General features: G+C 55.9%; 11 protein-coding genes. 1 reads left to right on the top strand and 10 read right to left on the bottom strand.

Features of this window, described 5'->3' with window-relative positions; all coding sequences use genetic code 11:
• Nucleotides 1–280 precede the first annotated feature (280 nt).
• The 5 genes from Mal65_RS06605 to Mal65_RS06585 all read right to left on the bottom strand — a co-directional run bounded on the left by Mal65_RS06605 (nucleotide 281) and on the right by Mal65_RS06585 (nucleotide 7,349).
• Nucleotides 281–1,249, bottom strand: a complete 969-nt coding sequence (locus Mal65_RS06605) for a potassium channel family protein (protein WP_145295112.1) — start codon at nucleotides 1,247–1,249, stop codon at nucleotides 281–283.
• Between the two features lie 75 nt (nucleotides 1,250–1,324).
• Nucleotides 1,325–1,603 (bottom strand): metal-sensitive transcriptional regulator, encoded by a 279-nt coding sequence (locus tag Mal65_RS06600; protein ID WP_145295109.1) that lies wholly within the window; start codon nucleotides 1,601–1,603, stop codon nucleotides 1,325–1,327.
• Nucleotides 1,604–1,680: 77 nt separating this feature from the next.
• Nucleotides 1,681–3,195: a copper oxidase gene (locus tag Mal65_RS06595; protein ID WP_145295106.1), complete on the bottom strand. Its 1,515-nt coding sequence runs from the start codon at nucleotides 3,193–3,195 to the stop codon at nucleotides 1,681–1,683.
• A gap of 51 nt (nucleotides 3,196–3,246) precedes the next feature.
• Nucleotides 3,247–4,512, bottom strand: a complete 1,266-nt coding sequence (locus Mal65_RS06590; RefSeq protein WP_231131299.1) for a TolC family protein — start codon at nucleotides 4,510–4,512, stop codon at nucleotides 3,247–3,249.
• A 428-nt stretch (nucleotides 4,513–4,940) separates the two neighbouring features.
• Complete coding sequence (locus Mal65_RS06585) at nucleotides 4,941–7,349, bottom strand: heavy metal translocating P-type ATPase (protein WP_145295103.1); 2,409 nt, start codon at nucleotides 7,347–7,349, stop codon at nucleotides 4,941–4,943.
• A 117-nt stretch (nucleotides 7,350–7,466) separates the two neighbouring features.
• On the opposite strand from Mal65_RS06585, the gene Mal65_RS06580 reads away from it, so the two are divergent.
• A complete protein-coding gene (locus Mal65_RS06580; RefSeq protein WP_145295101.1) occupies nucleotides 7,467–7,799 on the top strand; it encodes a four-helix bundle copper-binding protein in 333 nt (110 codons plus the stop codon).
• Nucleotides 7,800–7,912: 113 nt separating this feature from the next.
• Here the strand turns inward: Mal65_RS06580 and Mal65_RS06575 are convergent, their stop codons facing one another.
• Genes Mal65_RS06575 through Mal65_RS27600 form a run of 5 tightly spaced genes read right to left on the bottom strand, consistent with a single transcriptional unit; the run spans nucleotide 7,913 to nucleotide 11,623 of the window.
• Nucleotides 7,913–8,368: a hypothetical protein gene (locus Mal65_RS06575; protein ID WP_145295098.1), complete on the bottom strand. Its 456-nt coding sequence runs from the start codon at nucleotides 8,366–8,368 to the stop codon at nucleotides 7,913–7,915.
• Nucleotides 8,365–9,174, bottom strand: a complete 810-nt coding sequence (locus tag Mal65_RS06570) for a radical SAM protein (RefSeq protein ID WP_145295095.1) — start codon at nucleotides 9,172–9,174, stop codon at nucleotides 8,365–8,367. Before Mal65_RS06570 ends, Mal65_RS06575 begins: the two co-directional genes overlap by 4 nt.
• Nucleotides 9,146–10,171, bottom strand: a complete 1,026-nt coding sequence (locus tag Mal65_RS06565; protein WP_145295093.1) for a hypothetical protein — start codon at nucleotides 10,169–10,171, stop codon at nucleotides 9,146–9,148. Before Mal65_RS06565 ends, Mal65_RS06570 begins: the two co-directional genes overlap by 29 nt.
• Complete coding sequence (locus Mal65_RS06560) at nucleotides 10,162–10,875, bottom strand: glycosyltransferase (protein ID WP_145295090.1); 714 nt, start codon at nucleotides 10,873–10,875, stop codon at nucleotides 10,162–10,164. The genes Mal65_RS06565 and Mal65_RS06560 overlap by 10 nt, the downstream gene beginning before the upstream one ends.
• The gene (locus Mal65_RS27600; RefSeq protein ID WP_196784619.1) at nucleotides 10,868–11,623 is read right to left on the bottom strand and encodes a glycosyltransferase family 2 protein; all 756 of its coding nucleotides are present in this window, start codon (nucleotides 11,621–11,623) and stop codon (nucleotides 10,868–10,870) included. The genes Mal65_RS06560 and Mal65_RS27600 overlap by 8 nt, the downstream gene beginning before the upstream one ends.
• Between the last annotated feature and the right edge of the window lie 2 nt (nucleotides 11,624–11,625).

Below are 11,625 nucleotides of genomic sequence, written 5' to 3'. Positions count from 1 at the left end.
GATCACTGTCACAGCAGCCGTGCCCGACATGCTGCGGTTGGCAGCACGCATGAAGGCAAGGCTTCGCGTCGTTTGATCCTGCTCGGGCGGCCGGTGAGGACGCCAACAGCACCGCGATCACTGCAAAAGCAGCAAACAATCGAGTGGCAGCATTGGTGTGACGACGGTTCATGGCGGACAGTTCCAAGAGCTTTCAGAGGACTCCCACTGAGGGAATCTCTTCTTTGATGCTCTTTGGATGCACGGCCCCGACGCTTCTTCACGACTTCGTGAAAAGATTTCAGGATTCTTTTCGGGGTTCGCTTCTGGTGCAAACGGCTAGCGCGTTCAGGTCGTGAAGCCACTCGGATTGCTGATCGACAAAGGCAGCTTTTAGCTGGTCCAATAAATCGTCAGAGTCGCCGATCAACGGTGAAATCTCGATCGCCAACCGTGGGTCGGGCGCGTCATGCGTCGAGTGACAGATCACGAAATGCCGTTTGGTCTCCTCCAGCATCTGCATGCTAGCGTGCCAAAGCCGATCAACAGCCTCGGAGCTGGCGGGGAGCTTGGCCGCATCGACTTGCCGCACCGCTCGCATCATCGAAGATACCTCCAGGCAGAATCTCAGCATTCGGCTCATTGCATACCGCGGTTCGCTAAATCGAAAGTAATGCAGGACCGGATAGAAATGATGCGACTCCAACAAGTCCGCCATGTTCGACGACATCGTGTATAGGTCTTGGTTGACTAACGAAGGATCGTTCCCGGTCAGATACGCTCGCAAATAGCCAAAGCTGTCGCCCGTTCGTCCGGTGCGATACTCAATTTCGTTGGCAAACTGGTTGCGACGGGCCAGGGTTGAATAGACCGAAATGACATAAGCCAACACGAGCGTAAAGAAGCTGAACCCCAAGCCGGCAGCGGTGATTGTCAAGAACTGCATTGCTGGCGTTCGCGGCACCAAGTCGCCCACACCCAGAGTGGTGATCGTGAAACCAGCGTAATACACCGCGATTGCAAAATCCGTATCCGTCGGTGTCAGTCCGGTTGCCGTGATGCCCGTGCCGAGCTGAGGCCATACGATCAGGCTGACTCCAAGCAACAGTAGCGTCGCCCAACACAACACCTGCGTCGCTATCAACGCCGGTCCGCAGTAAACCACAACTCGCGGATGAGCGAACATTCGCGTTCGGACTAAAAAGTGAAAGCCACGATTGATGCCTTTCGTGATCGGGCCAACCGTCGCACGAGGATGCAGAACTGCCATGAAGGTTTCCCAGACGCCAAGGCAGGTCACCAGAAACCCACCAGTAGTCAGGAACCAATTCATCGCGTTAATAACTCACTCGCCGTACTTCCGAAAGACTGTCATCAGCTCTTCGATCTTCTCGTCGCGGTCCTTGGCACTGCCACTCTTGATCGCCTCGCTGACGCAGGATCGGATGTGCTGCTCTAGGACGATCTGGCCGACTTTGTTGAGTGCTCCCGTCGCGGCGGACAACTGCATAAGGATATCGACGCAGTATTCCTCATCCTCGATCATACGACCAACCGCTTCGACTTGTCCGATGACACGTCGAAGTCGGTTGTTGAGCTTCTTTTTCTCGTCGTCGGTCAGCATTCGTGGAGACTTTTAGTCAGGTTGGTTTCGCGGAGTTCCCGATTTTAGCCTCTAAACGGCTCCGCAGTTAGTCCGCTTCACATCATCATCCTGGGCGCAGCTTCGTACTTACCGGGGTCACCGAAACGACGAACGATTTCAGCGAATACCGCTCCCTTTTCAACCGGCTGGTCGCTGTTCATTACCAACTCATACAGATCGTCTGGCAGAACTCGCAGCACGGTCATCAATCCTTTGACCGACATCGCATAGTTCGCTCGCATTCCGCGAACTTCCTTTCGGCTCCAAATCGCGTTCATAAAATCCTCGGACATCTCCATGCCCTGCATCTTCTGTGGGTAGCCTGGCGTCGCAAATTTGTCACTTCGTGAAGCGTCGACCTGCGGGCGGCTGCTGAGATTCGCGAGGTACTGATCGACCGAAGCGTCATCGCGCATTCGCGGTCCCACTTGTTTGACCATGTGGTTCATCATGTGGTGAATCATGTGACAATGGAAAATCCAATCGCCGGGGTTGTTGGCGATGAACTCGAAGCTCGAAGCCTGAGCGACACCGACCAATTCGTTGTTGCGTGGAACCCAGGCACTCTTGGGAATGCGAGCCCCTTCGTGACTGGTCACCCAAAACGTATGCCCATGCAGGTGGATCGGATGGTGTTGCATCGGGGCGAAGTTCAACAGTCGCACACGAACACGCTCGCCATGTTTGCATACAAGCGGTGTCGTGTAGGGGCCACTCTTGCCGTTGATCGTGTGCCAATTCCAGTCCATCGACCACGAATCGCTAATCGTGTGCGTCGGCGGAATATGAAAGTTCTGAAACAGCAATCCAAAATCGCGATCCACCGGCGGGTCGAAGACTCTCTTGGGATGGACGATGAACCATCCGACTTGCCCAAACGCTTCTTGCATCGCAACATGCGAGTGATAGAAAAACGTGCCTTCTTCATGGATGTCGAACTCAAAGACCTTCGTCTTTCCAGGCTTGATGGGGTTCTGTGTCAACGTGGCGGCTCCGTCATACTGAACGGGCAGCTCAAAACCGTGCCAATGCACGAACGTATCTTCCGGCAGTTCGTTGGTGACAACGATGCGAACTCGATCGCCTTGAGTGACTTCGATCGTCGGGCCGGGCATGCTTCCGTTGTAGCCGTAGACGTTCATCTTCACGCCAGGATGAAACTCTTGCTGAACTGCCATCGGCACAAGTTCAAACACCTTCACACCGTTGTCCATCTTGTAGGGCAACGTTGGGATGTCGGGAGCCTCAAATGGCGCGGGGCCATCGGAAGCCTTGCGAAACCCTGGAACCAGCTTGCCGATGTAATAGTCCGAGTCTGGATCGAGACCGCGACTGGGTTTGAAGCGAGAGAATCCCTCGTATTCCGCGGCGACCTCCGATGAGGCCGGGATTTCAGGGCGAGCCGAGGCGTTGCCGATTGGCTGCGGCATGTTGTCGTGTTGCTTCATGCCGCTGTGCTGCATGGGTTCTTGCGCGTTGGCATCGCGTCCCAGCAAATTGCCAACGAAACCAGTTGCTGCGGCGAACGAGCCTACTTTCAAAAACTTACGACGATCTTCTGGACTGGGCATGAGATTGAGACTGCTTAATGTGAATGGATGTTGGTGACGACGAAGCGTTGATTAACGAGGCTTCGCAACGGCGTCGATGTGACCTGGTGGCGTTGGACCAGGGGCTGCCATCAAACCGCCGTGCAACAGGTAGCCTCTGACGAGAACTTCGTTCGTGCGGACTTGTTCGAGATGTTGGACTCGGGTCAAACGTGAATCGAAGTAATCCATCTGTGCGTCCAGTACCGTCGGCCAATCAACTCGGTTCGCTTTGTAGCTTTCGAGCAATTCTTGATAGGCCAATTCGGCTTCGGGAATGATCACCCGATCGTATTCCGTCGCGATTTGCAGTGCCGTCAAATACTGTTGGTAGACGTTGGCCATCTGCTGCTGCAGCATCAACTCGGTGCGGCGAATCTCTTCTTGTTGCCGGCGATAATCCAGTTGGGCTTGGCGAATGGTGCCCTGGTTCCGATCAAACACAGGCAATTCGATCGAGACTCCGGCCGCTGCCGTGGTTTCTTTGGCCTCGAAGTTGTATCCGGCTCCGCCTTCGGCAACGATGTCCGGAACCCACTCGACTTGTTCACGTCTGACGGTGACGCGGTCCGCCGCCAACTTCGCTCGGGCGGCGGCAAGTTCTGGGCTTTCCGTCAGCACCAAAGACATCGCCTCCTGATAAGAAAGCGGTTCACCTTGCGGCATCAGCTCGCCGGACACGACACCGTCGGTCAAGTCGACACCAACGATCGCAACCAACCGTCGAAATGATTCGCGGTAGTGATTCTCTGCGGACAACACGTCTAGCCTCGCCCGCTGCAACGCAATGCTCGATTTGCGAACTTGTGGACGTGTTGCTTGGCCTTGGTTGTAAAGCTCGCGTGCAGTGACAGCACCATCTTCGGCCGTTTTCAACAGCTCCTTTCGCAGCTCGACGATTTCGCGAGCCGCTAACGCTCGGAAGAAGTGAATCCGCACGTCATTGCAGACGCGGAACTGTTGAGCCATCGCGAGGTGTTCGGAGATATGAGCACGGCGCATGTATTTTTCACGACTCAATTTTAGCTTGCCGGCAGTGACAAAACGTTGACTCACTGTCATACCCTGAAACTCGCCCGGCGAATCCTTGTCGCCTTCGACATCAACTCCGATCTGTTCGCCGATGTAGTTCAGAGTCGGGTTGGGGTACAAACCTGCCTGCAATGCCTTGGCGGTCTGTGCTGAAATCTGCAGTCGAGCTTGACGGATCGTGGGATTGTTCTGAGCCGCCAGAGTCAGGAAATCATCTAGCCTGTATCCTTGGACTTCTGTTTCCGTTGGGAACGTCTCCGAGATCATTTCGCCGTCGACGTAAACAGGAGCTGGCGCGCTACCGAAGTCGCTGCCGTCGATGCGAACACCGGGAAATAGTGGCCCGCTTGGATCGAGCTGATCTAAACCGTAGGGTGCCGATGGCACAGGTGGTGGAGGCGTGAATGTGCGACCGATCGCCGAAGCCGTGTTACCAATCGAAGGCATTTGGGCACTGGCAGCGGTACAAAAAATTCCGGCAGTCGCAATGACTGATAGTCCGGACTTGAACAAAAACGATCGCACTGAAATCACTCCTTTGATCTGAGCAGCGGCATGTTGGCTTGCTTTTCAGATCGGCTAGATACCTGCGAGGGGTATGTTTGCAGTGAACTTTCTGGAAGTCATTTGCGAAAAGGGGTTCAGTTGTACGGTCTACCGAGCCTATGCGCTGGTCGCAAATCGACCAACCGGAACTACGTGAGCTTGGCTGCCCGCAATCTCAACGCATTCGCAATCACCGACACACTGCTAAAACTCATCGCTGCTGCTGCAATCATGGGGCTGAGCAACACGCCGAAGATCGGATACAGCAACCCAGCTGCGACCGGAATTCCCAGGGTGTTGTAGATGAAAGCGAAAAACAAGTTCTGACGAATGTTGCTCATCGTTTTGCGACTCAAGTTTGCCGCCGCAGCCACACCGCGAAGATCGCCACCGACAAGCGTGACACCGGCAGACTCAATCGCAACGCCCGTCCCGGTGCCCATGGCGATGCCAACGTTCGCTTCGGCAAGTGCAGGAGCGTCGTTGATCCCATCGCCACACATCGCAATTGTCTTGCCTTCCTGCTTCAGCTTGCGAACGAAGTCATGCTTTTCCTCGGGCGAAACCCCAGCATGAAATTCGTCGATGCCCAGTTTGGATGCGACGGCTTTCGCGGTCGGTTCGGCATCGCCGGTCAACATCACCACTCTCAACCCCAGTTCATGCAACGTCTTTAGCGCTGCAGGCGTGCTTTGCTTGATCGGGTCAGTGATGGCGAGAATTGCCGCCAGCTTGTTGTCGATCGCCACGAACACAACCGTCGCACCTTCGACCTGATGCGATCCCGCTTTGTCTCGCCCCGCATCAACGCCCTCGATGCCTTGTTCGTCCAACAAGTCAGCCTTGCCAATCAACACATCATGATCATCGACGCGAGCGCGAACGCCACCACCGGTTATACTATTGAATTCACTCGCCTCCACAAGCTGCAACTCATCCGCCTTCGCTCGGCGAACGACCGCCTGAGCCAACGGATGCTCGCTCTGTGCTTCGACAGCAGAAGCCAACGTCAACACATCGTTCTCATTCCAGTCAGCAAACGTCTCGACACCCGTCACTTCCGGTCGTCCCTGCGTCAGTGTGCCTGTCTTGTCGACAACAATCGTGTCAACCTTCTCCATGACTTCGAGGACTTCAGCGTTCTTGATCAGCACGCCTTCCTTCGCTCCTCGGCCAACACCCACCATCACGGACATCGGCGTCGCCAGCCCCAACGCACACGGGCAAGCAATGATCAACACCGCAACGGCCGCTACGAACGCATGAGCCAGTTGCGGCTCTGGACCAAACACCGCCCAGCCGATGAACGCTGCCATCGAACAAACGATCACCGCCGGCACAAAGTAACGCGCGACCACATCGACCAGTTTCTGAATCGGAGCACGACTCCGCTGTGCGTCCGCAACCATTTGCACGATGCGGTTCAGAACCGTGTCCCCGCCAACACCGACAGCTTCCATGACGAGCGCACCAGTCTGGTTCAACGTTCCGCCCGTGATTTCGTCACCTTCCGCCTTCTTCACCGGCATCGGCTCGCCCGTCAACATTGACTCATCGACGCTGCTCGACCCGCTAAGAACTTTCCCATCGACCGGAACTTTCTCGCCAGGTCGTACTCGCAGCCGATCGCCCTTGTGGACTGAATCGAGCGAGACATCTTCCTCGCCATCGTCTGTGATTCGGTGTGCCGTCTCGGGCGCAAGCTTCATGAGTTCCCGAATCGCTCCGCCCGTCTGCTGTCGTGCTCGCAGCTCCAATACTTGCCCGAGCAACACCAAGGTGATGATCACCGCCGCGGCTTCAAAATAGAGAGGTGGAACACCGTTCTCGAAGAAGGCTTCTGGGATCACACCGGGAAGCAACACAACGACCAAACTGAACAGATATGCCGCCAATGTTCCCACGGCGATCAACGAGAACATGTTCAAGTTCATCGTGCGAAACGACTTGGCTCCGCGAACCAACAAGGGCCATCCGCACCAGAACACAACTGGCGTCGCCAGAGCCAACTGCACCCAGCCAAACACCGTCTGGCTCATCCAATCCGCGACCCGCAATCCGACCATCGGCCCCATCGCGATCACGAGCAATGGCACCGACAACGCAACGCCAACCCAAAAGCGACGTTTCATGTCGGCGTATTGTTTATCTTCACCCTCTTCATCCAACGAGACGACCTTCGGCTCCAAGTCCATCCCACAAATCGGGCAGTCGCCGGGGCCGACCTGCTCGACTTCTGGGTGCATTGGACAGGTGAAAAGAGTCTGGGAGTTGGGAGAGGGGAGCGTTGAGTGATGACCGTTCGATTTGGTCGTCTTGGATCCACAGCATGAGTGTTCGGCTTTCTCCTCACTCCCAACTCCCGACTCCTTACTAAACTCTGCAGGATCATCTTGGAACTTTTTCAAGCATCCGTCGCTGCAAAAAACGTAGTTCTTGCCACCAAACTCAGCCGATCGTGGACTATCCGCCGAAACGGTCATTCCACAAACCGGGTCGATCTGCGTTGACGGATCGGCGACCGGCAAGGACGACTCGTGTTTCTTATCGTGGTCCATGATTTCTCCAGGCTGTCAAAAAGTCATTCTCCAATATACCCCGTAGTGGTATGCAAGTTGCATACCGCTAATGCAGCGGCAACGGGGCCGTAACAACAATTTCTAAAGGAGAAACGAATGAGTACCGCAACCGCATCCATGAAAGAGTGCATCGAAAACTGCCAAGAGTGCCAAACGACCTGTGCTGACATGCTGACCAGTCATTGCCTGTCCGAAGGCGGCGACCACGTCGAGCAAACGCACGTCAAGCTGATGCTCGACTGCATCGCGGCCTGTGCTGCCTGCGTCGACTTCATGAGCCGCAATAGCGATCACCATGCGCACTACTGCAAAGCTTGCGCAGCGATTTGCAAGGCCTGCGCCGACAGCTGTGAGAAGGTCGGAAATATGGACAAGTGCGTCGAATGCTGCCGCAAGTGCCACGAGAGCTGTTCGTCGATGGCGGCGTAGCACCAGCCGAAATCCCAAAACGCACAAAACGCCGACGCCCCGATGTGGGACGCCGGCGTTTTGTTTATTGCCTTGGTAGAGTAACGCTATTCGTTTTCGTCAACGGTCGGCGGTCACTCGTCGAGGATGCCTGGATAGCTCGGCCAATCGTCGCCCCAGTCTCCGGGATGAACGACGGGATAATCGGGCATACCAGGATAGGCTTCGCCGGGGTGACCTGGCGGAAGGTTGTCTGGCGCAGAGTAACCCGGCGGGACGTGATAGGGATGGTCCGGCGGCAGTCGCGGCCAAACGTGAATCGGCGGCGGTGACTCGATCACCACCGGTTCTTCGGGAGGCGGCGGCCAAGGGTAATCGTCTGGCCACCAAGGCGGACGCGGGCCGGGATCGGGAGTGCCTGGCGGATAGTCGTCGGGCCACACCGGCGGTGGTGGCAATGGCGGCGGAGTGAGAATGATTGGACCGTCGTCGTCTTCCTCGGGATCGTAGGGTGGTTCGCTGCCGGGCGGATCAAACGGCGGGACGAATGGGTAAGGCGGCATTTCCGGATAGTCGGAAGGATACGTCATTGCAGGGCACTCCGTTGCAGAGGATCGGGATGGGAGAATGCGGTGCGTTTGCTGGGGCATAATCCGCACTGCGGAATGGATTTGGTTTCGATGAAGGCTTGCAGTTCTTCATCCGTGGCGTCTTGTGAACACGCTTGGTAGTCGCGGAAGAGTTGCCACTGCGGCAATTCATGTAGACGCAGCTTGGATTCGAGCTTGGCAAAGTAGGCCAGCGCGGGACATTTCCAAAGCTTGCCTTCGTAGAGCTGTGCACAGGTTTTCTGCATGCAGACTTTGAACGCGGCGTTGGGCCTGGAGTTGAACGGCATTGGTTTGCCATTCGCTACCTTGTACTGACGCATCCAGCCGCGGTGCGATTGTCGAATCTTGATGCGAATGCCGGGAAACTGTTCTCGCCAGCGCCAAACCAGGTGTTTGACTTCGCGAAAGCGTTTGACATATTCGGCGTGCGCTCCGTGCTGGCTGACTTCGAGTCGACAGTGCGTTTCCACGAGCACTTTCGGCAGTTCGGGAAACCGATGTAGAAAGAATCCGTTGGTAACGAGCATCAAGTCGCTGTCCCAATGCTGCCTAGCGAGCTTGATGTGTTCCAAAATGGCGGGATTCAATAGAGGCTCGCCACCGAGCAACGCGAACCGAGTCAGCTTCAGACGATGCGACCACTTCTGGTAATCGGCATCGGCTTGCTCGATCGTGGGCATCGCGCCGCGCAAATGGTGGTCGCTGTAGTGGCTGCATTGCTGACAAGACAAATTGCAACCGTGCGCTAGGTGATACTCAAGTGCTGGCAAGTTGTGTCGTTGCATTGTTGTCCTCCTTAACGCGAAGTCGAAAGCGTCGAGCGTTGATGCCTAGCTGCAACAGAAAGCGGGTTAGCACCAAATGCGACGAACCGGTTTCCGTATGACTGAGCATCCGTCGATCCAATTGGTATGGCTCGTCTGACCACTGGCCAGTGACAACCAAATTCGGATAGATGGCAAGCAGGTTCGCGGCAAGTTGTGGAGTGAAGATCGAGCCGATGTCGTATTCGGCCGGCGGATCGTCTCTCCATAGCTGAATCAGTTCTTGCGTTTGAGCGTTGCCTGGAAACGGTAGCTCCGGTGGATCACGTCGTCGCCAATGACATTCATCAATGTGAGCCTTTGATCGCCCAACAAAATGGTAGACGTAAGATTGCATGACCGGATTGATGGCCCAGGCAGGCGAGTAGACCATGCTGACGTTGAAATCGGGCGGCAAGAATTTGATGTAGCCCGGATGGTCGTTGTAAAGTTGGTTGACGATCAACGACTCGTCGGTGGCCTGATCGCTGGCACCCCACGTCGGAATCAAATGCCTAATGATGCGAGCGAACATCGGCCCATACATTTCTGAGCCATACAGATAGAGTCCACCGTTCGGATGCAGCCATGTCGGTGCCGGCCGCACACCGCATCGCTTCGCCCAAATCTCTTGCGCCCGCTGCTGCCAACCTCCATTGTCGATCCGATTATTGGCTGATTGACGCTCGGCAACCATTCCGAATTGCTTCGGGGTCAGCAGATCAAACGGCGAAGGACAGTCCGATCGGATCAACATGTCGTTGTCTAGTTGCAGCACGTGCGCCGGCCCGAACTCTTGATGCACGTGATCGCAGACAAACATCTTCTGCCAGAATGGATGCACGGGTTGAAGGTGATCGTCAATCCAAAGCACCTCCGCGCCCCATCGTTTCGCGGCAGCCTCATAGCTTTCTCGTACGTTCTGCGATGCTCGCCGTGGTGGCAAGTCGAGGACCGCAATCACTCGTTTCATTTCCATACAACTTTCTCCAGTCCGTGTTTGTCCAAACCGGCTTTCAAGAACTCCGGTCGCCGTCGTTGATAGCCGGGCGGGTCGACGTGCTCATGTTTGAACGAGTGATTTAGATCGACTGCGACGTTCATTCCGGCGATCTTTGCTCGCCAAAAGAAGTCCCAGTGCTCTTCGACCTTGAGTGACTCGTCCCAGCGGATCGCTTGCAGAATGTCGCGATAGGCAACAAAGCAGTTGCCGACGTAATGGCACCAGCGAATCGAACGCCGCTGTCGGTAGCTTCCGAAGGCGATACGCAGGGTTCTGCCGTCGACACGTAACATGCGAGGACGCTCTTCGTTGTTGCTGAGCGCCGCCAGCAGATCGAGATCGTGATGTTTATTGAGCGTCGCGATCAGCTCTGGCAATCGCGTTTGATTCGTCACGAGATGATCGTCATCGGCGAAGATAACGATCGGCGTGTCGCCAATATCGAGCAGTCTGTTGCGACCGGCCGATAGACCAATGTCGTACTCGGTCTCGATTAGTCGATCGACCATGGCGGCTTCGTCTGGACAAACGGCCGAGAATCGCAGTTCCGGTTTGCCGTCATCGAGGACGTGGATCAGCGGACGGTCGTCGCCATAGTGTTCGTAAATGCTGCGAACGAGTGCCGCACAGCAATGTGGACGGTGAATCGTTTTTATGCAGAAGGTGGCTTGATTACGCACGGACGATTTGACCTCCTGGATAGCGCAATGAATGGAAACCGTGTTTACGAAGTCCCATCGCACGGAACTTCGATCGCCCACGCAAATCGCGGTAGCCGGTTCCGGCAACATGGGCGTGGACGACGGAACAATCGGTGGCGACCGCAATTTGCAGCTTGGCTAGGTGGCTCGCCCGGTAGAAGAACTCCCAGTGCTCGTACGTCTTCAGGGCTTCGTCCCAACGGAGCGTCGCGATCGTCTCCCTGCGAGCGAGGAATGCGTTGCTGACCATGTCGCACCAGGCGACCGAGCCAACTCGCTTCTTTTCACCGCGGTGCATCCAGATGCGTTTACCGTTCATCAACGGTGAGAGCATGGTTGGCCGACCGCCTCCTCCTTGGCGCACTGCGAGGATGTCGAGTTCGTGGTCTACGAAGTACTCGCAGACGCGGTCGATTTGGAAATCAGCGGTGATTACGTGATCGTCGTCGAGCAGAAAGATGTACTCGGTCTGCGCCGCGTCGATCGCTGCATTGCGTCCGACTCCGACGCCCACATCGTGCCGATCGAGATTGATGACCTCGCAATGCTTGGCGGTTTCGGGATACTTCTCGCTGAAGCGAAGTTCGGGGCGACCGTCATCGACGACGACAATGGTCGGGTCGGCGATTTGCTCGCGCAGCGACTGGACCAGCCGATGGCAGGACCAAGGCCGGTGAATCGTCTTGATGCAGAAGGTGATGTCTGCCGTTGAAATGCTATTCGACATAG

It is taken from the genome of Crateriforma conspicua, from assembly GCF_007752935.1.
In the GTDB taxonomy this organism is placed as follows: Bacteria; Planctomycetota; Planctomycetia; order Pirellulales; family Pirellulaceae; genus Crateriforma; species Crateriforma conspicua.
Note: the sequence above shows the minus strand (reverse complement) of the source record. Positions and strands in the feature narration are given on the sequence as shown.

Coding starts and splice junctions, on each gene's coding strand:
- Mal65_RS06605 (WP_145295112.1), bottom strand. CDS start 1,249: ATGGCAGTTCTGCATCCTCGTGCGACGGTTGGCCCGATCACGAAAGGC.
- Mal65_RS06600 (WP_145295109.1), bottom strand. CDS start 1,603: ATGCTGACCGACGACGAGAAAAAGAAGCTCAACAACCGACTTCGACGT.
- Mal65_RS06595 (WP_145295106.1), bottom strand. CDS start 3,195: ATGCCCAGTCCAGAAGATCGTCGTAAGTTTTTGAAAGTAGGCTCGTTC.
- Mal65_RS06590 (WP_231131299.1), bottom strand. CDS start 4,512: ATGATCTCGGAGACGTTCCCAACGGAAACAGAAGTCCAAGGATACAGG.
- Mal65_RS06585 (WP_145295103.1), bottom strand. CDS start 7,349: ATGGACCACGATAAGAAACACGAGTCGTCCTTGCCGGTCGCCGATCCG.
- Mal65_RS06580 (WP_145295101.1), top strand. CDS start 7,467: ATGAGTACCGCAACCGCATCCATGAAAGAGTGCATCGAAAACTGCCAA.
- Mal65_RS06575 (WP_145295098.1), bottom strand. CDS start 8,368: ATGACGTATCCTTCCGACTATCCGGAAATGCCGCCTTACCCATTCGTC.
- Mal65_RS06570 (WP_145295095.1), bottom strand. CDS start 9,174: ATGCAACGACACAACTTGCCAGCACTTGAGTATCACCTAGCGCACGGT.
- Mal65_RS06565 (WP_145295093.1), bottom strand. CDS start 10,171: ATGGAAATGAAACGAGTGATTGCGGTCCTCGACTTGCCACCACGGCGA.
- Mal65_RS27600 (WP_196784619.1), bottom strand. CDS start 11,623: ATGTCGAATAGCATTTCAACGGCAGACATCACCTTCTGCATCAAGACG.